Source organism: Aliivibrio sp. S10_S31 (assembly GCF_014694495.1).
GTDB lineage: Bacteria > Pseudomonadota > Gammaproteobacteria > Enterobacterales > Vibrionaceae > Aliivibrio > Aliivibrio fischeri.
This window is the reverse complement of sequence record NZ_JAAUWR010000001.1, coordinates 128,008-150,779: the sequence shown is the minus strand read 5'-3', so window position 1 is coordinate 150,779 and position 22,772 is coordinate 128,008. Positions and strand designations below refer to the sequence as shown.

Here is a 22,772-nt window from a genome sequence, read left to right as displayed (position 1 = left end):
GACAAAAATTAAAATTAAATTTTGATTAAATTCTTACCGCTTATTAGTCACAATATTGTATAATCAGTTTTCATCGAATTTGATTGTGATTAAGAGTGAGTGGTAATGCATTCATCCTCTTGATTAATAATAAGTTAATTGACGCCTGTGAAGGCGACATAAAAAGGTAAAGAATGAGCGAAAAATTACAGAAAGTATTAGCACGAGCAGGTCTTGGTTCTCGTCGTGAGCTAGAAACCATGATTCAAGCTGGTCGTGTTAGTGTTGATGGTCAGAGAGCAAAATTAGGCGATCGCCTAGAAAACGTTGATGCAAAAATTCGTATTGATGGCCATGTCGTATCAGTTAAAGAATCTACTGATGTGATCTGTCGAGTACTTGCCTACCATAAACCTGAAGGTGAGTTATGTACACGTCATGACCCAGAAGGTCGCCGTACTGTATTTGATCGCCTACCAAAAATTCGTGATTCTCGTTGGGTTTCAGTTGGTCGTTTGGATGCCAACACTGCAGGTTTACTACTGTTCACAACAGATGGTGAATTAGCAAACCGTTTGATGCACCCAAGTCGTAAAGTTGAACGTGAATACATGTGTCGTGTATTTGGTGAAATTAACGAAAAAATGATCCGTAATTTAGTTTCTGGTGTGAAACTAGAAGATGGTGAAGCGCGTTTTGAAGATGTAATGTACGCTGGCGGCGAAGGTATGAACCATACTTTCTACGTTGTAATCAATGAAGGCCGTAATCGTGAAGTACGTCGTTTATGGGATTCACAGGGTGTAACTGTGAGTCGTCTAAAACGTGTTCGTTACGGTGATATCTTCCTTGAAAAAGCATTACCACGTGGTGGTTGGATGGAACTTGAACTTAAGGAAGTTAACTACCTACGTGAGATGGTTGAATTACCAGCTGAGAAAGAAAGTCTTCTTGATGTAGATAAAGAATCTCGTAAGCGTGCTAAATCAAAAACTCAAAAGATCCGTCGTGCAGTTAAGCGTTACGATGAGCGTTCAACAGAAGAGCGTAATACTCCTGCTGGTCGTCGTGGTCGTAGTAATAAGAAACCTGTTGGTAGCTCACTACCTTCAGCAAAACGTGGTTCTAACAATGGTGAAAGCCAATCTTCTGGTAAGCCTCAATCTAAAGGGAAAAAACCAGCTGCTGGTCAAAAGCCAGTAAGAAGTAAGTTCTCACCAAATGGTAAAGCGCCAAAGTCTAAACCTAGACAACGCTAATTACGTCGCTTAAAAGACGTAATAAAGATTAATTAAAAAGGGTTGCACCGTAAGGTAGCAACCCTTTTTGTTAGATTTTTTAAGAATTTATTTTGGCTGAGCGTCAATGCACTGGCTGTGTTCGTTAATGCCTTCTGGAGCCATTAAATATACATAAAGAGGCATAATGTCTTTTGGCGTTTTAAGTAAACTAATGTCTTCAGCAGGGAAGGCTTGAGCACGCATACGAGTATGAGTACCTCCAGGGTTAATAGCATTCACTTTTACCTTGGTGCCTTCCATTTCATGCGCTAATGTCTGCATCATACCTTCTGTTGCAAATTTTGAGATGGCGTAGGCACCCCAAAATGCTCGCCCTTGGTGCCCAACGGTTGAAGTGGTAAAGACAATTCGAGCATCATCAGATTGTTGTAGAACAGGAAGTAGGGCTTGTGTCATCAAAAATTGAGCTTTGACATTGATCTGCATTACTTCATCAAAAATGGTCTCTTCGAATTGTTCGAAGGGACTAAGCATACCTAATAAACCAGCGTTATGAAGAAGACCGTCTAGTTTTCCAAATTGACTTTGGATGGTTTCAGCCATGTCAATGTAGTGCTGTTTGGTGGCGCCTTTCAAATCTAAAGGAACAATGGCAGGTGTTGGGTATCCTGCGGCTTCAATCTCATCGTAAACTGCCTCTAATTTAGCAACTGTACGACCTAATAAAATAACGGTAGCACCATGTTGTGCATAATGTAGTGCGGCTTGTTTACCAATACCATCACCAGCACCAGTAACTAAAATAACTTTATTTTTTAATGCGTCAGAAGAAACCTGATAATCCACTCTGTAATCCTTGTATTTCAACGTTCACCTTAAGAAAACTTACAAATTAGTCTTGTAAGTTGATGTAAAAATGCGCGTTTAGTGCGATTTATTATCATAATGTGAACTAACTTCGAGTTAAGTCGAGTACAATACACGAAACATACTTAAGAGGGTATTACATTGGAATTTTTGTTTGATTACGGTCTCTTTTTAGCAAAGATCGCAACCGTTGTTGTTTCTATTATTGCCATTCTAATTGCAGCTAAAGCGGTAGGTGGAAAATCTGCTGGTGCAAAAGGTGAATTAGAAGTAACTAATTTAACTGAACAGTATAAGGATACTGTCGTTGAATTAGAGCATCACTTATTTGATGACGCAGAATTAAAAGCTCGCACAAAGGCTGAAAAGAAAGCAGACAAAGAAGCGGAAAAAGCAAAACAGAAAGAAATCAAGCAAGCTGCAAAATCGGGTGAACTTGAGTTAAAGCGTGATGCTCGTTTATTCGTTTTAGACTTTAATGGCAGTATTGATGCAAAAGAAGTTGCTGCTCTACGTGAAGAAGTATCAGCTATCTTAGCGGTTGCTATTGAAGGTGATGAAGTACTTTTACGCCTTGAAAGCGGTGGCGGTATGGTTCATGGTTATGGTCTGGCTTCATCTCAGCTTGACCGTCTACGTGATGCAAACATTAAATTAACGATCTCTGTAGATAAAGTTGCAGCTTCTGGTGGCTATATGATGGCATGTATTGGTGAGAAGATCATTGCTGCACCATTTGCAATTGTTGGTTCGATTGGTGTTGTTGCTCAGTTACCAAATTTCAATAAATTATTAAAGAAAAATGATATTGAATTTGAGCAATTAACCGCTGGTGAATACAAACGTACCCTAACAATGTTTGGCGAAAATAGCGATAAAGCACGTGAAAAATTCCAATTAGAGTTGGAAGAAACTCATGTTTTATTTAAAGATTTTATTCGTGAGCATCGTTCAGAACTTGATCTTGAAAAAGTAGCAACAGGCGAGCATTGGTTCGGAAAACAAGCGTTAGAATTAGGTCTAATTGATGAGATTCAAACATCGGATGATTATTTAACAAAAGCGTGTAAAAATCGTGAAGTTTTAGCGATTCATTACGTACAAAAGAAAAAGTTAAGCGATAAAATTGCAGGGATTGCAGGCCAGTCTGCTGAGAACGTATTTATGCGTTTAATTAGCAAAGGTCAGCGACCGATTGTTTAATTTTTAATGTAAGAAAGTGCATTAATTTAGACCATATCTGTTCAGTTATTTACAGGGTAGATATGACAAAAAAGGCTGAGATTTCAGCTTTTATCATTAAGTTAAGATGATGATTTATAAGTTAATTATAAATTTTATCGCCACAAATTGACCACATACCGTTAGATATTAATACGAAAGCCACACATCATTTTAGATGTGTGGCTTTTATTTTTTGTAATTACGATATTTATAAGTATCATGTTTTCACATGTATCTGGACTCGCTAATAGGATCAAAAATGTTTACGGATGAAGAATTAGCTATTGAGGAGCGAGCGATTCAGTTCGCTAAAAAAAATAGAACAAAGATATGTCGTGAAATTACAAATAAAGAGGTATATCGACCAGAGCAATTTCCTGTATCGGTTTTTATGTCGGGTTCTCCTGGAGCGGGTAAAACTGAAATATCAAAAGCAATGATTGCTCAGTTGGAGAAAAATAAGACAAAGATATTAAGACTAGATCCTGATGATTTACGTGAACGCTTTCCTGAATATAGCGGTGGAAATTCATATTTATTTCAACGAGCTGTTTCCTTACTGGTTGAACGTGCCTTAGATTATATTCATAAAAATAACCAAAGTGTTTTATTAGATGGTACGTTGGCTAGCTATCCTGTAGCTCGAAAGAATATCAAAAGAAGCTTAGACAAAGATAGGTTAGTTTTGATACTATTTGTTCATCAACGTGCGGATTTGGCTTGGAAATTTGTTGAAGCTAGAGAAAGAGTTGAAGGTAGGCGTATACAACCGGAGCATTTTGTTACTCAATACTTTGGAGCGCAAGAGGTTATTGAGAAACTTAAGCTTGAATTTGGGAAAAACATTAAGATTGATGTTTTACTTAAAGATAATGATGGTAAAACGAAAAATCATTATTCAAATGTTGATTCTGTAATCCCTTACCTTAAACCTAGAATGCACAGAGATGATGTTGAAAATATGATTGGATTAAGGTGAATACATGCTTGATGATAAAAAACATACAAAATCATCTGGATTATCTGATTTTGTTAGAAATAGCTCGTCTCGTGATAAGAAAAAGATTTATGGGACAGCTATAAAAGATGCAATTGCTTCTCAGCAGAAAGTTATAGAGAAATCTAGAAGCGCAGCATAATTTTTTAAAAGGAAGCTTATTAATGGCTTCTTTTTTTATGTAAGGAAGAAAAAATTCTAAAGTGTGAATGCTTAGTTTTTAAGGCGTCAAAATGAAGAATTTTAATCAAGTTACATCAACAGCATTAGAGTTATTTTCAATGGCGAGCTTTGCTGGTCATATATCGACAGATGAAGAATACACTCAAGCATTAGCATTAATGGAAGAGCTTATTGAAGAATATGATGCTTACAAACCTTTAATTAAGGTTCTTGAAATATCAATTGAACGCTGGGAAGATAATGCCGATGAGTTTGTTGAGTTTAATGCTCGTATTGATAATCTAAATAGTGGTGTAGCCACACTTAAAACTTAGGACGCTTATTGAACAATACGAGTTTAAAGCTGATGATCTTAAGTGTATAAAAGCTTAGTTTTAATACTTCTTAATAGCCCTCACAGGTTAACAAAAGAACATATTCAAGCTATCTCATCTACATTTAATGTTAGTCCTGCTTTGTTTTTTTGATTGTTAATCTTAAGGTTTATATACCTAGTACTAATAAAAAATATTTGAGTCGCCTGATTCTGTTAAAAATACCTCGTATCAAGGTAAGAAAAAGATTAATGACGCAACTATAAAAAATGTAACTGTCTCTCAATAAAAAGTTTAGAAGAGAAGTGCAGCATAATTTCCAAAAAGAGACCTACAAAAGACCGAAATTAAATAGTATTAATTTCGGTCTTTTTATATTTATAGAAATAATTAATGTATTAAATTATTTAACTAAAGATAGATTTGCTTTATAAGGTTGTCCATTAACTAATTGAGTATGGCTTACTATAGATAAGCTAAATAATGGATTATTAAATGTTAAGCTTGATAACTCATCCAATGGAAGAGTAATTTCATTGCATATATCAATTCGACTATACCCTCGTCCTTTAAGTGACATAAAAACTTTTTCAAGTAAAAGAGATTTTTCGCGCTGCTCTAAACCTTCAGGTTCACGTGAACGATAACCTTCTTTTGTTGCACTTATTGTAAGTTGTCGATATTGCCATTCCGTTAAGCAATCTAAATCATAAAGACGTCTAATCATCGCCATAGCCGATACATTCCAACTCTTTTTAAGAGTAAGAATATCTTTAAGCGTAGCATTAGCATTAGGTCGCACTTTAGCTAGTACACTGCCTTTGGGCATTAAAAATGCGGAAGCAAATCGATCTGCCTCTAGTTCAGCCTCTCTTCCTTTGTTTTGGCAACCGTGCTTATGCAGTATAAGGTGTGCAAGTTCATGGGCCGCATCAAAACGACTTCTTTCAGGGGTTTTGAATTGATTTAGAACAACAAATGGTTTGTTTCCTTTCCAAAATGAAAAAGCATCAACATCTTTGCAATCTTCAGATAATGAAAAAACTCGAACCCCTTTTGATTCTAATAAATGAATCATATTTTTAACAGAAAGTTCACCTAACGCCCACACATCACGAAGCTCTGTTGCCGCAATTTCTGGATCGTTACGATTATCATGAGAATAATCAGGTAATTGAACTTTAGGTAAATTTTTAAATTTACTATCTATCCATTCGGACAACTCCAATGCATTTATACTAGCAGCTTCAGTCGCTAGCTTTAACCGACTAGATAATTTTGTAATAGCTCTAAAGCTAATTGATTCCGAGTCAACGGTTTCCGTAACAGCTTTATAGAAGAAGTCTACAGGATAGCCTAAAGCTATAGCAAACTTGTGTATCATTTCGTCTTGAAGCTCAAATTGAGGTTGATCGCTTTCATAAGTAGAGACTGTTTTAGAGCTGATGCCAATTAAGTCTGCAAGCGCTTTTTTTGTAAGTTTACGACGCTCACGAGCTTGCTTTAATCTAGTTGAGATAAACATTTTTAGTTCATTAATATATCTAAATCGATATCATCAGAGAATCCATCATTGGTATCTTCATCTGTATCGATAATGATTCCCGAATTGAAGTCGAACATATCTACCATGAATCGTTTACTATATCCATTAACAAAGCCTTTTTGTGAACAAAAGACTGGCTTGGATAACTCTGCTTTAATTTCGATTCCTCCTTCTTTTTTCTGAGCATTAAGCAATAAAAACCACACATCGAAAGGACAATTGGCGGATGAATAGTTAGGAAGAGTTCCGGGGAACATATCAATTTGGTTAATATCAGATGTTATTAACCCGAAGTACGCTTGAGACCTTGGTCCTTTTTCTCTTAACGTTGAGGGATAACCTGTAGGTACACCTGCTTGTTCATCCCCTCTACAAATATGAATCGCGAACTTATTGTCAGAGTTTGCTGTTAATTCTATATTGTGTTGAGATTCTTTTTTGAATCCTAAAGGTTTTAAGCTTTGGCGTAACGCAAGTGTAGCCTTAGCAGTAATAGTGTGCCCCCTGTAGCCAGCTGGTTCGTCTGAGGTTGTATTATTAAACGCAATGATTGCTTGGCTTATCGCGTACTTAATATGTTGTACTGATACCCCTTTTTCTTGAAGGAAATCATCAAGATTATTCGGATCATTACTAATTATTTGATTGTTATTTATCTTATTCATTTTAGTCCCAATACATAGTCACTTCCTTTATTTTAACCTCATTTGAGGTTGAAATAAAGGAAGTGACTTGTTTTTTTATAAATAATTTAACAACCAAGTGTTAAGTAATGATTCAAATTTGTGTGTAGGAAGTTCATCCCTTATATGTTGCGTATTCATATGAAAGACAAAAGCCCGCACTAAAAGAACGGGCTTTTGTCGCTTGGACCGCAGAATTAATTTTTAAAATATGTGAGACTGAATGGCATATTTAAGCATTAAGTGGTGAATTGGAGGTTCGTGTGATTGTGTTTGAAGAAGAGTACAGACTTTTATCACAAGAGGGGCACTTAACTAAATCAAGCTTACTTTCGGGTTTGGATGCAATTCGAAGAGCAAATATCGACGATCAAGGAAGAGGGTTATTTTATTCTGGTTTATTTGAGTTATCTATTGGCTTTGAGCGACTTATGAAGATAGTGGTTGTTCTGCAGCATAAACTTGAAAATAATAATCATAACCCTACAAATAAAGAACTTAGAAATTATGGTCATAATATAATAGATCTTTATAATGTTTCTTGCTCGATTGCAGGTAAATACAATATTGCAATGAAATGTAATGATGAGCAACAACAGATTTTAAAAGTATTGTCTTCATTTGGAACAGGTTCTAGATACTATAATTTAGATGAGATTACTGAGTCAGCAAAAAATGAGGATCCATTAAAAATGTGGTCACATGTTATCAATAGTCACATTTGGGGGTTGAAATATCATATTAGAGAAAAACTAGAGCAAAATGCACTTAACTATGTAGAAGAGATGGGAATGGCGTCATGTTGGTATCAAGGACGAGGTATTGATGGTGAACTAATGATGATATCTGAATATCATTACTTATTTCACGCAACGGAGAAAGCTAATTTTCATATAGTATGGTCACTTATTTCCATTATGCGTCCCTTTCACTCACTATTAAGACTGTTATCACATAAGCTTCATAATTTAGCTGAGTCATTAGGTATAAAACAAGCTGTACCTTATATGTATGAATTTTTTTCTTTCTTTTTAACACCAAAGAACAGCGCATTAAGAAAGAAGAGATGGGTGTGATATTCATTATATAAATGTATTAATGTGATTTGCAAAATTCATGCTGTAAGTACTTTTTGGCTTAAAATCTCAATTCCAAATACACTTACACAACAATGATATGTTGTGTAAGCGTTGTGGTTAATAGATATAATTAAATAATTCTAAGGAGTGAATAATGAACATTATTTCGGTAATAAATTATAAAGGTGGGGTCGGTAAAACAACGGTAACAGCTAATCTAGCAGGTGAGTTAGCATATAGAGGTTACAAAGTTTTATTGCTAGATATGGATGCACAAGCAAGTTTGACATTTTCTTTAATGTCGCCTGATTTTTGGGATAAAACCATTAAGGAAAGTCATACAATTAAAAGTTGGTTTGATTGCATTAGTCAAAGTGAAAAAGTGATGCCATTGTCTGAATTGGTTTATAGGCCAGAGAAAGTTAATGAGTATTTAACTAAAGATTTGAAGTCTGATGGTTGTATTGATTTGATTTCATCTCATTTAGGCCTTATTAATGTTGATCTTGAATTGGCGACTCTGCTAGGTGGTGCTAATCTAAAACAATCAAAAATTAACTATTTAAAGGTGCATGGTAAGTTAAAAGGTGAATTAAAAAAAATTGCTAAATCTAATGACTATGACATTGTATTAATTGATTGCCCTCCTAATTTTAATATAGTGACAAAAAATGCAATTATCGCTTCTGACCAAATATTGATACCAGCGAAGCCTGACTATCTCTCTACATTAGGTATTGATTACTTGCAACGTAGCGTTAAAGAATTAATTAATGAATACAATGATTATGCGAAGTTAGATTCTGATTGTGACATTATCGATCCTAATTTTTTAGGGGTAGTGTTTACTATGATTCAAATCAGAAATCAAGAACCAATAAGAGCCCAAAAACAATTCATTTCACAAACTAAAAGAAATAAATTTGGTATTTCTGTTTTTCATGAATATTTCAGAGAAAATAAAACAATATTTGCAGATGCACCCCAAGAGGGAATTCCTGTTGTATTAAATGGTTATTCAAATGGAACTCATAGTGATATTGTAACCGAAATAAGTGATTTTGTTGATGAGTTTATTGACTATGCAGGAGTCTAATATGGATATGTCAAAAGTATTATCTAATATTTTTAGCGAGCTTGTTATCAAAACAGATAAGTTATCTTATGAAGATTTCGAAAGCATTAAGAAAGGTGATTTTAAAATAGATATTAAAATAATTAAACCTAAAAGAATACGCAAATCAGCTCCTATACTATCTAATGAAGAAGTTAAGCTTATGGTTGATGAAATCTCAACTCTTAATAGTCGAGAAGAAGTGTATCAACTACTTGATAGTAAAACAAAGCGTGAACTGGAATATATTGCTGATAGTTTAGATATTGCTTGTTTAAAAAGTGATAAAGTTGAAACTATACGTAATAAAATAGTAGAGTCCACCATTGGAGCAATACTTAGTTCACAGGCGATTCAGGGATCGTAAATATACGAAGGCATCAATATAATTTGCTACACTCGGCACTCAATTTTGCCGAGTGTTTTTTACTTCAAAGATTAATCGTTGAATTTATCCACAACAGCCTTGTAAGTATTTTTCTCCATCTCAATCCCCACAAACTTTCTATTTAGTTTTAAACACGCTTTTCCTGTTGAACCAGATCCCATAAACGCATCAAGTACCACTGCACCTTCTCGACTACTACTTGTAATAATATGCTCGAGTAAATCTGCAGGTTTTTCACAAGGGTGTTTGCCTGGATAATATTGAACTGGTGCAAATGTCCATACGTCGGTATAAGGCACTTCGGCTGTGACATAAAAAGGTCTTCTTAGATTTTCATATTCCGCTTTTAATTCATCGTATTCCTTGATCAGGTTTCCGTATTCACTGTGCAGTGCCTGGTATTCAGTTGTAAGGTCAAAATGAGATTTGGGTAGTTGGCCACTTTTTGATGCAAACAAGGCTTGCAGTTGTTGGTATTGTTTTTCTGTTGGCAGTTTCCACTGACTCGATGAAAACCAGTGCGAGCACATTTGCGTGCCGGTGGCCTCATTGATTTCTTTTGCTGAGATATTAAGGGCGTCCTTCGCGTTCTTGAAATAATCCATCAGTGGTTTAAAGGTGGTTTTCTTTAATTCGTTGCATTTAGTTGCGTACTGGCTACATCCTTTCGCATATCCTTCAGAGTCATAATGCCCCGCAAAGATAATGCGTTCAGTCGCAGGAAAGAACGCGCGCAGGTGCGGTTTGTGCGCGCGTTTCCACACCCCAGAGGGTTTTGCCCAAACAATGTGATTAAACACGTTAAATCGCGCACGAATAAGTAATTCAGTATCCGCCGCTAACTTTGAGCCGCAAAATAGATATAAGTTACCAGAGGGCTTTAGCACTCGCCAAAATTCAACAAGCACTTCATCAAGCCATGCCAGGAAGGTTTCTACATCGGACCATTGATTATCCCAGGCGTTCTTCTTTACTTGAAAATAAGGTGGGTCGGTCAGTATTAAGTCGATAGAGTTGTTTGGTAGGGTTTTTAAGTAATCGAGACAATCTGCGTTGATAAGTTGCAGCTGTCCGTTATGTAAGGTGGTTGTTTGCATTTGATACTCCATTAAATAGAGCCTTGAATACAACAAAGAGGGCTCAGCCACATAATGTGGCTGAGTGGGTTGTTATGCTTCCTCTCCAAATGGGTATTTGGGTCTCAGGTACTCAAGGCATAAAAACAGAGGTATTTTATCAAAATAAACCATAGCTGTATATATATACAGTCATGGTAGTGGCGAGTGTGTAAATGTACCAATTGAATGAGGAGGGTTTACCAGTAGAGCATGAAATACGGTTGTTGCGCATCTAACGTTACCAGCTAGATGCGCTACTTTTACCAGTTAGGCTCGAATATATTCACCATTTTCTAATTGGCGAAGGTGACCAAAAAAAGCGAGTTGCTCAAAGATAAGGGCGATGTGGTTGTGACTTTGATTGGGAAGGCGTATGTTTTCAGGCGTTATTGGGTAGCGAGAGGCGGCTAGCATTATGTGTTCAACAATTGCTTCTTGACCTTGTTTAATGGGTAACATATTAAGCCTCTTTATTATAAATATTATCAAGACCAACAAGGCGGCCATATAGTTCGGTTGCTGCGTGAATATTTGGGGTAACCATTTCACTAAGTAGTGCTTCTTCGGTTGTTGATAGTCTTTCTTTTTCTTTGTTGCTCATTTCTTTACAAGCGGCGTGGTTTATTGCTGCGATGGCTTGGCGCAGTTGATTGGCAAGCTCGGTTGCGCGGGCGATGTTTTCTTTTATGGTTTGGGTTGTCATGGCTTTTTGTCTTTGTTAATTGGTATGCAAGAACAGTAACTCTGTACCCAAGAGGCAGCGAGTGGTGTGTTACCAAGACGCGCTCTTGAGCGCACTCTTGGTAATTTGGCAAAATAAGACTCGCTTTGAGGCATGAGTAGAGTTAATAGCTCATGCTCATATTGCCCATGTTAAGACTTAAATCCGTCCCTTTTTCGCTGCTGGCTTTATCAACGATAACTGGCTTATCCGATTTAATGGTGAGCGCCACTTCTGCTTGACTCTTTAGAGTTTGATTGGTGAGTGGGGCGGTTTGCTGGATGGGTGTAATACCACCAGGTGCACTCCATTGATGAGGCGTGGTTGTGTTTTGATTTGTCTTGTTCGTGGTTTCTGTTGTGATACCTAACTTGGTGTTTTTATCTTTCAGCTTATTGAGTTTACTACTGAGATTATCGACCTCTTTTCCCGCTTCTTCTGCAGAGGTTTTCCAGCCATCAGGAATAAGTGCATCGGGTAGCATGTTAATCATGGCTTTTATACCATCCCACACCCAACCAATGGCTTCACCAACCGCTTTGAGTATCACATCAAACCCAATGAATTTATCAATGAGATAACCAATCGCAATGACGGCTGCTGAAATGGCGGCAACCATCAATCCAATGGGGTTGGCCATAATGACGGCATTAATGGCAATCATGCTAACCTTGAAAAGAAGCAGAGTCGCTATAGCGCCTTTAAAGTTTTTTGCGACAAATAGAACGATTTGCCCCAAGAATTTAAACCCTTCATAAAGCCCTTTTATTGTGTCAGTTACTTTTTTAATGGTTTCTTCGCGCCACTTGGCGTTCTTAAACTTATTCGAAAATTCAGTAAATACAGCCGTCAGCTTTTCCATGATGGGAGTCAGGGCCGCGAACTTGATGGAGCGAATACTTTCTTGCACTTTTTGCAGGGCATCATTATAGGCTTCGGCTTTTGCGGCATCGTCTGATTTAACTCCGCCACCGGTTTCATTGAACTCTTTTCGCGCAGCTGTGAGCCCTTCGGTTCCTTGGCGTAACATGATGAGCATTTTGCGGCCATCTTGTCCAAAGGCGGCATCCGCGAACGCCATTTGCTCTTGGTTGGTTTTTAGCTTTGAGAAAGAGTTCAGCAATTGGCCATAGGCTTGCTCGGTATCTTTGGCTGTTTTCAGGCTGCGATAGAGTGGGTTCTTTCCTTTTTTCAAAAAGGAGCCCATTGCCCCTTTGCCTGTGGTTTGCAGTACACCAAGGCGTTTGGTAAAGCGCCCCATGGCGGCACTCATGGTGTCCGAACTAACTCCAGCATGCTCAGCTTGTGATTGCATGGCTTGCAGCTCTTCAACTGGCATGTTCAGGTTTTGCGCCGCCTTTGAGAGTTTATCCATTTCAGAGGCGCTGCCGTTGATTTGTTGAATGAGCCCGCCAAGACTTAACCCACCTAATATCGCAGCCCCCTTATTCATTACTGCCCCACGGATATTAGGCATTTTAATGGCGCGGCTCAGTTTGTTGATGGGCGCCATGGCTTTTTGCAGTCGTTTGTATTTTTGGCTGGCTCTCTCAACTTGTTTGGTGTTTTCTGCTTGGCTTTTTGACAATCGGTCGAACTCGCTATCAAGACGTGTTGTGTTAACACCGACTTTTTTCATTTGTGTGCCGGTGTTTTTTAAGCTGCGCTTAAGCGTGTCGTTTTTATTGGCAAGTTTTGCAACCTTCTCCTCTTGCTTTGCCAGTTTATTAATAAGCGCCGCGCTGGGCTCTGTTGTTGCTTCCATTTGCTTTTTTAGCTTGAGCAACTTCTCTGTGGCCTCATTGGTTTCAAGTGCATTCTTATCCATCTCTTTTTGGATTTTCTGATAAGAGGCAATCATGGTGAGGGCGCAGGCGTCATTGGCTTGCGCGGCCTGTATCTGTTTAATTTTTTTTGCGTAGTGGTCTGATTCACTGGTCATACTTTTTAATGGGGCGCTGACTTTATCTTTAATCCCCATAACCACAGAGAGATTCATTTTCATGCAATGTGCCTTCTTGTTTTTTTTGATATAAAAAAAGAGCGCTAAGCACTCTCTGATTGGTGACGCAATCGCGCCTCTTCTCGAAACAGCAGTAAGTCATCCAAGCTGAAGGTATCTATTTCACTGGGGGGCCAATGAAACACTAACGCAATGTCAGCGTAGTAGGATTCCACTCTATCAATTACTGTTTCATATCGACGAAAAAAGAGGCGATTTCCGTCATGAGCGGCGCTAAGTTTTCCACTTCCATATTAAGTAAATCGCGCTCATTTAAGATGGAAATTCGAGGAAGCAGAGTGCAGGCTGCATCAAATTGCATCTCACACACGCCAATCAAACTTAACCCACGTAAGTTGCCTGCGTTGGGTTTTCGAAGTTCAATCTCTGTGATGGTTTTATCACCCTTCTCAAATGGTGTTGGCAAGGTTACTGTTACGGTTTGATTATTCATGGCCAAGCGCCTCTTTTAGTTCTTTAATTTTGGTAATGCGACCGCCTTTTTTTGGATCAATTGCCATGACCATTTCAAATAAAGCCAGGGCGTCTTCACTCTTTCCTGCATCAAGTTGCACGTCGCCTGCAAGGCGAAACAGCTTCACCTTTAGTGGCGCATTGGTAGCCAGTTTGCCATTAATGATATCTTGCACCGCTTCCATGAGATATTGGGTATTAAATGGCGTGTCTGCCTTATAGGCGGCGTCTGAGTATTTTCGGATGATATCCAGATACGCCGTATGACCATTGGAGCTCCATCCCTTTGGTGAGTCCAACCCATTAAGCACGCAGTGCTTAAAGGTGTCATGAATATCGGTGAGCGCGCCGCAATCTATTTGCCATTGGAAATACCACCAAACCACATCTAAGCCTTCGAAGTGCTCTCGAGTATCAAGAAGGTGTTTTACGGTGGATGTGTATTTTTTAATGAGCTCTTGCTTAAATGGCACTTTCTCTTCTGAGCCTGCCAGAGTGCGTGCGTATTCCAAGTCCATTTTTAGTGCGTGTTGCACCTCATCCCAAGGTTTACCATCAAGCATCGAGCGAGGCGGTGGTGTATCATTTTCTTTGTCATCACTTAGAGAGCCGCTTTCTAACTCTGGAATACTCACAAGAGCCGCGCGCTCCTCAATCGCCGCTTTTGCCGCCGCTCGCGCTTTTCGTTTTTTTAATAAGGTCAACATAATGACGTCCTAATTTATTGGCTTATTGAGGGATTAACTCGGTACCTAAAAACAGCACCTCAAGTTGACCATCTTTAATGGCAAGCTCTAAAGGATCGCTTGTCCAGGCATTCATTAAGGTGTAGGTTTTTCCGCTGTTGGTATTGAGCGTGATGTTCTCACCTGTAAAATTTTTAATGGCAGTTTCATCGGTTGTGGCTGCATGAACGATGGTTGCTTTAATGCTTGGCGCACCATCGTATACTTCGGTGTAACCCAGAACGCCATCATCTCCCACAACCGCTTCACGCTTAAGGCCGCCCATGTTAACCGTCGCGCCTTCTTTGGTTGGCAGGCGTCCTAGTGAGCCTGCATCCAAAAAGCCGCGACTGGTGATTGTTGTACTCATACTGACTCCCAAATACTTAAGATATTGAGTTATTTTCTAAATTGAATTTTGCCTGCGGTGATGATTAATCCATTCACGAACTGCGGACTGTCACGGTAGTTGATGCGGGTTTTATTACTCTCATCCAACTCAACCATTAAGGATTGTTTGTATCCATCAAAATCCTGAACAATGCCGTTGTACTCCAACGTTTTATAGAGAGTGAGCAATTCACCTTTAATGATGCTTGGTGTGACAATCGCCTGTCCTGGTGCAAAGCGAGTTCCATCTTTCGCAAGCTTGTGACGACCAAATTTACTTTGGATGAGTGAGCGTTGTTTTTCTCGAAAGTACATCGCGGTTGCCGGTGTCATGACATCCAAATAGCTGTCATCTTCAACACCAGCCGCGTTTTCGGTGTAGGCGGTAACAGGGCGCTCAACTTGCACCTCTCCTGTTGCGGTGACGGTGTAGGTTCCCATCCCCTCATGCAGCAATAAGTTGCGCTCAGTCCAATCAAAATCATCCGATGCAATGGAGTAGACCCCTGCCAATTTTAGTGTTTGCAGCGGTCGGCATGGATCATTCGCTAGTGAAGGGGCTATTTGCCCAGCCCAAGCGGCCACAGCTTCGGCTTCTGTTAAGGGTTCATTTTTTGAATCCACTAAGGCATTAATTGACATAAAACTAATTAATGGACAGTTGGTTGTTGCACCAAAGGTCACCAGCTCAGCATGCGTGCCTTGTTTTGGCAGGTAGGCAATACCAGGTATCATCTCAAGCGCCTTATAGCGTGCATCCAAAAATTCACCTAAATCACGAATGGTGGTGTCATCATTGAGTGAGCAGATGATGTGGTTGTATTGCGTATCCCCAAGAGCGGCAAGTGCGCTCATGGTATCGGCACTTTCTACGCTGATAGCGTAAACGGGCATGCTCTCATTTTGCTTGGTAAAGTACTTCACCATCGCCGCGATATCTGACTCTCCAAATTGCTCACGTGCTGACTCTTCATCCAGACAAAGCACCACAGTATTAGGCGTCACTTTTGCACCTGTAACCGCGTTACCAATAACAAGGGCAATTTGCTGCGCCTCTGCGCTGTTAGCTAAGCTGTTGTCGATTTCAATATAGACACCAGGGACGCGAGCGTTACTTGGTACTTCTGAGAAACTGATACTCATGCGGTTTTCTCCTTAGTATTATTTTCTTGTTTACTCACCGACTTAGTTAATTCAACGACCGACTCATCCTTAATTCGACGAAGCCAGTAGGCATTTCGAGGTTTTATTTCTCCCTTTTCACTTAAGGGAGTGCGAGTGATTGGATCGCGAACCAGCAATCCTTTTTGAGGCTTTATCTTCATTTCACGCATTTATGTCGTTTCCTCTTTTAAGAAATAAGTGGCCACCATGGCAAGCAGTTCACGCTCAAGGGTCGGTGTCCAACCAATAAAGGTTCGTTTGGGCATTTGATAGTTGCCTTTGACTTTTGTACCGCCTTCCCATTGATTGGTTTTGCTGTTGTAAAAGCCTCTCATGCGAGTGGTAAAGGAGAGGGTTTGCCCCTCGTTATGTTGGCGACCAATTCGACCAAGAACGCCTGTCACTCCCACCTCAAAGTCCTCTTTACTGACGGACGTTTTCAGTGCTCGAGACAACCCCATGAGCATGTTTTTGTTGTTTTGGGTGACCTTTATTTCTTCCTTATCACCGGCTTTGTATCGAGTACTGATTTTTCGACGCGTCCTGGATTGATAAGGATTGCCATCAATGTCACGTTGCTTGCGAATTTGCCCTCGAAAGTACTGACGAGTTTTATTGGCTAAGAGACGATTAAGCTCAATTTTCTTATCATCATTCATCACCAAACTATTGATGGCAGCTGTGAGTTGCTCTGGGTTAGTCATTTGCATGTGGCATATCCATCTCTTGGCCACCAATGAACTCTAAAGGTGGGAGCTCACTTTCAATGGCCGCTTTTTCAAACCCGCTGACACAGTCGTATCGCACTTCATCTTGCAGCCAACTTCCTTTTTCATTTTCACTGAGGTGGTAATGCTCTTGGATGTCGATTTTCAGTTTGATATCACACAAGCCTTTATCCAGCATTTGCGTAGCAAATGAGGGAGGAGGCAATCCTTTTTCTGAGCGGTCGACATCGTATTGATTCAACCAAGAGACGATATGCATCATCAATGTGTGCGGCTTTACATCGACTGCGCTCAGGTTGATGTTGACGGTATAAGCAATATCAAACCCATCAACCAGTGCGCCTTGTGTGCATACCAGCTCTCCGTCTTCAGCCCAGACCTCAAGGTTGGCGGTATCTGTCACATGGTAGGCAAAAAGCTCGGTAAGGCTTTGAAGTGCTTTCATCTAAATAACCTCAATGCGATAAGTTTCATGAGCGTTAATCAATAAATCGATAGCACGTCGATACTGCACTGAGCAATGCTCTGCCTTTTGTGTCAGAGCCTCTTGGCGCTCAGCCGCATCTTTGGTGGTATCTGTGCTCAACTGGTTGCTAATAATGAAGTCGGCCGCTAAAGAAAATACCGCTTGTTTGTAGAGCGTCGTGCCAGTGTCAATGTCCCCAAACTGTGCCTGGGATAATTCATCCAATGACTCAAAAGAGGACATCGTGGCCAATAGCTCTCGATGAGTCATAATTCGAGCTACTCTAACTTGTTGCAAAAGACTCTCTTCGGTTTCATTACTTAAAAAATGAAATAAAGATTGAAACTCAGACAGTGCCAGCTCTGGGTAATATTCGGTTGCAGGAAGGATTGAGTCATAGACCTTATCCTTATCCCCCATAAATTCCATTCCCATACGGACTCCTTAGAGAATGCAGGCAGCACGACAGACACGATAAAAAGAAATGAGTTTTCTTTTACTGTGGCTATCTTGAGCCTGCATGGGGTGTGTTTGTTTAGTGCCACTCACCATTAAGCCATAACTTCACATTATCAAACTCAATGGCCGCGGCTTTTTCTAAATGCTCGATGACATAGGCCATGTTCATGGATTCAAAGTTGTCAATTTGGTCCATCTCATCGTTTTTCTTCGCAACCGAGCGACGAATAGAGCCTTCTTGAATGTACAGTGACAAGTTCTTAAAGCTGGTGACCAAGATGCCTGTTGCAGGGAATCCTGGTACGGCGAAGGCAGATAAACCACCATAAGTACCAATAACTTGCTTATCTTCAATGTGCGCTTTCTCGCTCGGCGTGTTGCCATGCTCAGCATAGAATTTGGCTTTATCATAAGACAATAAGTCAGTACCAATAATCGCGACTAAATCCGCATCGTTAGCACAAACATCAGCAATCATGCCTTTTACATTCATCACGGCTAAGTCTAAGTTGATAAAATCACCCAAACCGTTGGTTTCATCGCCTTCACCAATGCGAATTTCATCCGCAGTCGCGCCTTCACTGAGCATGGCATCCGGGTTGTTATCACGAATACCTTGGAACCAACCTTTATTGACATCTTCGCCATTTGGATTGGCAGCAGCGTCAGTATCGAGCTCACATGAGGTACCATAAAATCCAATGGTGATTTTGTTGGCATCAATCTGCTCACGGGTTTGATTGGAGATGATGGCGTTAAAGCCTTTTAAGTGCGCGAACGCATCCAATTGGTCGTAGCGAATATGTGAGTCGAAGTTGGTTTGCTCACACATGTAGGGCATCGCATTCATGTTGAATACGGATTTTGTTTTACGTTTTTTGCCCGCTTTCGTGTTGGTTCGAGAGGCAATCATGCCCGTCACACCAAGTCCTAACGCTTCGCCTTTTTGGTTGGTTACCGTGACGATATTGATTTTCTTTAAGAACCAATTGCTTTCTCGCATTTGTGCGATGATTTTTTGTGTGGCAGCTGGGGTAACCGAGAACTTCTCGGTCGCATCCTCAACGCCATTTTGTTTTGCTACCGTTGCCGCGTAGGCCGCAACGACTTTTTTCGTAACTTCTTTCATACGGTTTGCCTAATAAAATAAAACAATCAAATGAGGGGGGAGTGAAGGGTTATAGATATTGCTCTTCACCACTCAAACCTGCCAACTCGCGCGCTTCTTCATCGGTGACGTTGCTGAGCTTTTCAACCAGGCCATCTAATTTGGTGGACAGCTCATCCACTTTTTCAGATAACGCGGTATTCTCTTCAGTATCGGGCTCTTCAACTTCAGGCGCTTCATCAGTTGCACTTAATGCTTCAACCACTGAGGTTAATTTAGTTAACCCAGTACTTAAGGCCGTAATTTGTGTTGCTTGCGCCGTCAATAGTGTTTTGATTTCTTCATCCATTTGAGGGTTCTCTTTTGATTTGGAAAAGGAAGCGGCTTCAGTGTTTGTACTGAGCAGCTGTTTAATTTTTTTCAACAGTCCAATGTCATCCGATTTATCTGGTACTTGATGTTCAATGAGCTCTTTGCCTACCGTAGCCCCAGAGCTAAAGAAGGCGATCCCCTTTTCTTGAGAGTCGACAGATAAATGGATCTCAGTGGTGCCTAGCGAAGCAGGATCATCCGTTAACGCCAGTCCTGATAAATAGCTCTTACCGGTATCAGCAAAGTTTGGGGTGATTTCGACTGAGCTATGTAACAGTTGACCTTTCTCAACAGAAGCAAGCAGTGCAGAGTTGGGCTTTAGGATTGCCCATAGTGTGTTGTCTCGCTTTTCAACAGAAAGTACCGAGCCGTATTTCGGCCCCCATGACCAATGCTCTTCATTGATGCGTGCGTTATATACTTTTGGATCGTAAGTTTCGGCCATGTCATCGATGACTTGTTGCTCGATAAAGCGCCCATCAATGGTGGGACCTGCGGTTAATATACAAATTGGCTCTGATTGAAACATTCGGCTCATCTCCTGTAATTGCTGAGCCTAATTTAGCGAACCCATTTGTCTTTTTGTATTGATGTCATTTCTAAAATGGCGATATAGAAAAGGGGGAAGCTGAGAGCTGCATCCAGTTGCGGCACACTGCACTGATGAAGATGACAACCCCAAGCCAACCTGAAAAACCGATATACACCCAAGAGCAAACATGTGCCCTTGGGTATTATCTGCGTCAGTACAAAACCGAAGAGATTGCCAAAGCGCTGGATATTAACCCTCGCACCGTTCAGCAATGGATATCCAAGTTTGGTTGGAAAAAGATGCGTGATGATTCCCCTGTTGAGCTCATGCTTCGTCAGCGTATTGCCTACTTGTTGTGGATTGATAATAAGCACTCAGCTCAACTCAAAGAGCTGGAGATGCTGCTTGAGCAAAAGCATAAACGCGATGCGAAAGCGCAGCGTCAAAAACACACGCCACAAGACGGCGGCTCTGGTAGAAAACGCGGTCGACCAAGCAATAAAGTCAAAAACGACATCTCAGGTATTACCAAAGAGATGCTGCGTGAGTTTTATGAGAAGAAATACTTTCAGTATCAAAAAGAGATCCACGCTCATAAAGAAAACGATGAGATTAATGAAACGCGTTTTTATCTTAAATCGCGCCAAATTGGGTTAAGTGATTACTTCTCTTTTGAAGCGTTTGAAGATGCGGTAATTAATGGTGAAAACCAGATCTTCATTTCAGCCTCGCGCAAACAAGCCGAGATATTCAAAAACTACATTCGAAAGTTTGCACTGCAAATTGGCGATGTGGATTTAAAAGGCAAAGACAGCATCATGTTAAGTAATGGTGCCGAGCTTCACTTCATGTCAACCAACGTATTTACTAGCCAAGGCTTTAATGGCCACATGTATTACGATGAAGTGTTTTGGATCCCAGGCTTTCAAAAATTGGATGATTATGCCGGTGGCATGTCTATCCAATCGCAGTATCGCACCACGTATCTCTCTACTGCCTCAAGTACGGCGCATGAAGCGTATCCAAAATGGTCTGGTGCCAAAGAGCTCAACATTGATATCAGTCATAAGGGACTTAAGAATGGGGCGTTAGGTGCTGATGGTATTTTCCGTCAAATGATCACCGTGGACGATGCGATAGAGCGTGGGGCAACGTTCTTTAATATGGACAAGTTGCACCGTAAATACCCAGATAAAGCGGTGTTTGATAACTTGCTTCGTTGTGTCTTTTTGGATGATAAGTTTTCGTTCTTTAATATTAAGGCGTTGCTTGCCTGTAAGACGGATACCTCTGCATGGAAGGATGTGAATAGCGATGCACTGCATCCAGTAGGACAGCAAGAAGTGCTGGTTGGATACGATCCTCGAGGCGGTGGTCAAGGTGAGAACGCGGATGATGCTGGATTGATTGTGTCATTAAAACCCAAGCGAAAAGGGGGCGTATTTCGATTTATTGAGCGAGTGCGATTAAAAGGCTCCAGTTATGAAGCCCAGGCGAAAGTCATTGAGGACATCACTAAAAAATACAACGTGGTGCATTTGGAGATGGACATCAGTGGTGTGGGCACCGCTACCGCTGAATTAGTACGAAAGTTTTACCCAAGCCTGACTGAAGTTAATTACTCTCCTGAGATGAAGCGGGTAATGGCGTATAAAGCGCGAGAAATCATCAATGCGGGTCGTCTTCAGTTTGATGATGAGTGGGATGATTTGGTGCACTCTTTCTTGATGATACGCCAACAAACCACCGCGAAAAGTAACCAAATCACCTTTATTTCTGCACGCAGTAAAGTCGGCTCTCATGCCGACTTAGCGTGGGCAGCCATGCATGTATTGCATTGGGAGCCCATTGATATTTTGCGTGACGATACAACGACAGTTTCATTCTCATAAGAGAGGTCATTTTGATAGAGTTTTCTACCCCTGAAAGTGTCATGAGCTGCGATATTCTCAGCTATATGGAAGTTGCCCTAGTGGATGGGTTGTATGAGCCACCCATCCCTTTGGATACACTGGCCAAAGCGGTGCGCGCCAATCCCGTGCATGGCTCTGCGTTGTATGTAAAAAGTAATATGGCATCGAGCTCAAGCATCTTATCTGCCCTTATTAAACGACGTGACTATAAGCGTTTTTTGAGTGACTTTTTAACCTTTGGTAATGGGTACTTACGCATTATTCGCAATCGCCTTGGAGAGGTAACGGCGATTAAGCACTTACCTGCTCTGTATATGCGAAGACAAGAAAACATACACGCCTATACCTACAAACCAAGAGCGTTTAGTGATGAGGGACGAATTGATTATAAGCCAGGGCAAGTCTTTCATCTTGGTGAATACGATGTGTGCCAGGAAGTGTATGGCATGCCGCAATACATTGGGGCATTGAGCTCTATCTGGCTGAATGAAGACGCGACCTTATTTCGTCGTCGCTACTATATCAATGGCTCTCATGCTGGCTACTTGCTGTATATGAACGACTCAAATCTAACCATTGAGCAAGAGGATGAAATTAAGGCAACCTTAAAAAAAGCAGGAGGGCTTGGCGCATTTAAAAATCTATTTATCAATGGAAAGGGCAAAGATGCCAAAGCGCCAGAATTAACCCCTATTGGACAGGTGGAAGCCAAGGATGGGTTTAAGAACGTAAAAAGCATGACGACCAATGATGTATTGGCCAGTCATCGAATTCCATTGGAGTTGATGAGTATTGTTCGAGAAGGATTTACTTCAAGTGCGGATTTAAACAAAGTGGACAGAGTGTTTTATAAAACAGAACTGGTGCCACTTTTAGAATCCGTGTGTGAGCTTAATGAGTTTGTTGGGATGGACATTGTTACCATTGAGGAGTACACAAGCCTAGAGCCTGCTGAATAGAAATCAATGACATTTTTACTTAATTT

The 22,772-nt window shown here is 40.4% G+C and carries 28 protein-coding genes; 10 read left to right on the top strand and 18 right to left on the bottom strand.

What is annotated here, in order from left to right; genetic code table 11:
* The first annotated feature begins 173 nt into the window (after positions 1-173).
* Positions 174-1,238 carry a 23S rRNA pseudouridine(2605) synthase RluB gene (rluB, locus tag HC728_RS00800; RefSeq protein ID WP_005418779.1) on the top strand — a complete coding sequence of 355 codons (1,065 nt, stop codon included), beginning with the start codon at positions 174-176 and terminating at the stop codon, positions 1,236-1,238.
* Positions 1,239-1,325: 87 nt separating this feature from the next.
* On the opposite strand, the gene HC728_RS00795 is transcribed toward rluB, so the two are convergent.
* Positions 1,326-2,066 carry a YciK family oxidoreductase gene (locus HC728_RS00795; RefSeq protein ID WP_017018222.1) on the bottom strand — a complete coding sequence of 247 codons (741 nt, stop codon included), beginning with the start codon at positions 2,064-2,066 and terminating at the stop codon, positions 1,326-1,328.
* Between the two features lie 162 nt (positions 2,067-2,228).
* On the opposite strand from HC728_RS00795, the gene sohB reads away from it, so the two are divergent.
* The 4 genes from sohB (at position 2,229) to HC728_RS00775 (ending at position 4,805) form a co-directional block, all read left to right on the top strand.
* The gene (gene sohB, locus HC728_RS00790) at positions 2,229-3,290 is read left to right on the top strand and encodes a protease SohB (protein WP_017018221.1); all 1,062 of its coding nucleotides are present in this window, start codon (positions 2,229-2,231) and stop codon (positions 3,288-3,290) included.
* Positions 3,291-3,570: 280 nt separating this feature from the next.
* Complete coding sequence (locus HC728_RS00785) at positions 3,571-4,290, top strand: zeta toxin family protein (protein ID WP_190395014.1); 720 nt, start codon at positions 3,571-3,573, stop codon at positions 4,288-4,290.
* A gap of 4 nt (positions 4,291-4,294) precedes the next feature.
* Complete coding sequence (locus HC728_RS00780) at positions 4,295-4,450, top strand: hypothetical protein (RefSeq protein WP_190395013.1); 156 nt, start codon at positions 4,295-4,297, stop codon at positions 4,448-4,450.
* Positions 4,451-4,541: 91 nt separating this feature from the next.
* Positions 4,542-4,805, top strand: a complete 264-nt coding sequence (locus tag HC728_RS00775; RefSeq protein WP_190395012.1) for a hypothetical protein — start codon at positions 4,542-4,544, stop codon at positions 4,803-4,805.
* 403 nt (positions 4,806-5,208) lie between these two features.
* Here the strand turns inward: HC728_RS00775 and HC728_RS00770 are convergent, their stop codons facing one another.
* Both HC728_RS00770 and HC728_RS00765 read right to left on the bottom strand, forming a co-directional pair.
* Positions 5,209-6,330 (bottom strand): ImmA/IrrE family metallo-endopeptidase, encoded by a 1,122-nt coding sequence (locus HC728_RS00770; RefSeq protein WP_190395011.1) that lies wholly within the window; start codon positions 6,328-6,330, stop codon positions 5,209-5,211.
* Positions 6,331-6,332: 2 nt separating this feature from the next.
* Positions 6,333-7,016, bottom strand: a complete 684-nt coding sequence (locus HC728_RS00765) for a hypothetical protein (protein ID WP_190395010.1) — start codon at positions 7,014-7,016, stop codon at positions 6,333-6,335.
* Between the two features lie 281 nt (positions 7,017-7,297).
* Between HC728_RS00765 and HC728_RS00760 the strand changes: the two genes are divergently transcribed.
* From HC728_RS00760 to HC728_RS00750, 3 genes are all read left to right on the top strand, one after another.
* A complete protein-coding gene (locus tag HC728_RS00760; RefSeq protein WP_202986227.1) occupies positions 7,298-8,110 on the top strand; it encodes a hypothetical protein in 813 nt (270 codons plus the stop codon).
* Positions 8,111-8,267: 157 nt separating this feature from the next.
* A complete protein-coding gene (locus HC728_RS00755; RefSeq protein WP_190395009.1) occupies positions 8,268-9,209 on the top strand; it encodes a ParA family protein in 942 nt (313 codons plus the stop codon).
* A gap of 1 nt (position 9,210) precedes the next feature.
* Positions 9,211-9,594 carry a hypothetical protein gene (locus tag HC728_RS00750; RefSeq protein WP_190395008.1) on the top strand — a complete coding sequence of 128 codons (384 nt, stop codon included), beginning with the start codon at positions 9,211-9,213 and terminating at the stop codon, positions 9,592-9,594.
* 71 nt (positions 9,595-9,665) lie between these two features.
* Here HC728_RS00750 and HC728_RS00745 read toward each other — a convergent pair whose 3' ends face one another.
* The 15 genes from HC728_RS00745 to HC728_RS00675 all read right to left on the bottom strand — a co-directional run bounded on the left by HC728_RS00745 (position 9,666) and on the right by HC728_RS00675 (position 19,871).
* The gene (locus tag HC728_RS00745; protein WP_190395007.1) at positions 9,666-10,712 is read right to left on the bottom strand and encodes a site-specific DNA-methyltransferase; all 1,047 of its coding nucleotides are present in this window, start codon (positions 10,710-10,712) and stop codon (positions 9,666-9,668) included.
* A gap of 288 nt (positions 10,713-11,000) precedes the next feature.
* Positions 11,001-11,192, bottom strand: coding sequence for a hypothetical protein (locus HC728_RS00740; RefSeq protein ID WP_155661697.1), 192 nt, complete (start codon positions 11,190-11,192; stop codon positions 11,001-11,003).
* 1 nt (position 11,193) lies between these two features.
* Positions 11,194-11,436: a hypothetical protein gene (locus HC728_RS00735; protein WP_190395006.1), complete on the bottom strand. Its 243-nt coding sequence runs from the start codon at positions 11,434-11,436 to the stop codon at positions 11,194-11,196.
* A gap of 142 nt (positions 11,437-11,578) precedes the next feature.
* On the bottom strand, positions 11,579-13,459 hold the full coding sequence (locus tag HC728_RS00730) for a hypothetical protein (protein WP_190395005.1): 1,881 nt from the start codon (positions 13,457-13,459) through the stop codon (positions 11,579-11,581).
* Between the two features lie 41 nt (positions 13,460-13,500).
* The gene (locus HC728_RS00725) at positions 13,501-13,632 is read right to left on the bottom strand and encodes a GpE family phage tail protein (RefSeq protein ID WP_081302828.1); all 132 of its coding nucleotides are present in this window, start codon (positions 13,630-13,632) and stop codon (positions 13,501-13,503) included.
* Positions 13,633-13,640: 8 nt separating this feature from the next.
* Positions 13,641-13,910 (bottom strand): phage tail assembly protein, encoded by a 270-nt coding sequence (locus HC728_RS00720; protein WP_065595490.1) that lies wholly within the window; start codon positions 13,908-13,910, stop codon positions 13,641-13,643.
* Positions 13,903-14,637 (bottom strand): phage terminase small subunit, encoded by a 735-nt coding sequence (gpM, locus tag HC728_RS00715; protein WP_190395004.1) that lies wholly within the window; start codon positions 14,635-14,637, stop codon positions 13,903-13,905. Before gpM ends, HC728_RS00720 begins: the two co-directional genes overlap by 8 nt.
* A 22-nt stretch (positions 14,638-14,659) precedes the next feature.
* Positions 14,660-15,025 (bottom strand): phage tail tube protein, encoded by a 366-nt coding sequence (locus HC728_RS00710; RefSeq protein ID WP_065595488.1) that lies wholly within the window; start codon positions 15,023-15,025, stop codon positions 14,660-14,662.
* A gap of 29 nt (positions 15,026-15,054) precedes the next feature.
* Positions 15,055-16,188, bottom strand: coding sequence for a phage tail sheath subtilisin-like domain-containing protein (locus HC728_RS00705; RefSeq protein WP_190395003.1), 1,134 nt, complete (start codon positions 16,186-16,188; stop codon positions 15,055-15,057).
* Positions 16,185-16,379 (bottom strand): DUF2635 domain-containing protein, encoded by a 195-nt coding sequence (locus HC728_RS00700; RefSeq protein WP_065595486.1) that lies wholly within the window; start codon positions 16,377-16,379, stop codon positions 16,185-16,187. Before HC728_RS00700 ends, HC728_RS00705 begins: the two co-directional genes overlap by 4 nt.
* Entirely contained in the window at positions 16,380-16,919 is a 540-nt protein-coding gene (locus tag HC728_RS00695) for a phage virion morphogenesis protein (protein WP_069594719.1), read from the bottom strand.
* Positions 16,906-17,382: a phage tail protein gene (locus HC728_RS00690; RefSeq protein WP_190395002.1), complete on the bottom strand. Its 477-nt coding sequence runs from the start codon at positions 17,380-17,382 to the stop codon at positions 16,906-16,908. The genes HC728_RS00695 and HC728_RS00690 overlap by 14 nt, the downstream gene beginning before the upstream one ends.
* Positions 17,383-17,832: a head completion/stabilization protein gene (locus HC728_RS00685; protein WP_190395062.1), complete on the bottom strand. Its 450-nt coding sequence runs from the start codon at positions 17,830-17,832 to the stop codon at positions 17,383-17,385.
* 106 nt (positions 17,833-17,938) lie between these two features.
* Entirely contained in the window at positions 17,939-18,991 is a 1,053-nt protein-coding gene (locus HC728_RS00680) for a phage major capsid protein, P2 family (RefSeq protein ID WP_155670778.1), read from the bottom strand.
* Positions 18,992-19,040: 49 nt separating this feature from the next.
* A complete protein-coding gene (locus HC728_RS00675; RefSeq protein ID WP_065595482.1) occupies positions 19,041-19,871 on the bottom strand; it encodes a GPO family capsid scaffolding protein in 831 nt (276 codons plus the stop codon).
* A gap of 134 nt (positions 19,872-20,005) precedes the next feature.
* On the opposite strand from HC728_RS00675, the gene HC728_RS00670 reads away from it, so the two are divergent.
* Together HC728_RS00670 and HC728_RS00665 are read left to right on the top strand one after the other, a co-directional pair.
* Positions 20,006-21,766 (top strand): terminase large subunit domain-containing protein, encoded by a 1,761-nt coding sequence (locus HC728_RS00670; RefSeq protein ID WP_370539775.1) that lies wholly within the window; start codon positions 20,006-20,008, stop codon positions 21,764-21,766.
* 41 nt (positions 21,767-21,807) lie between these two features.
* Positions 21,808-22,746, top strand: a complete 939-nt coding sequence (locus HC728_RS00665; protein ID WP_190395060.1) for a phage portal protein — start codon at positions 21,808-21,810, stop codon at positions 22,744-22,746.
* The last annotated feature ends 26 nt before the right edge of the window (positions 22,747-22,772 follow it).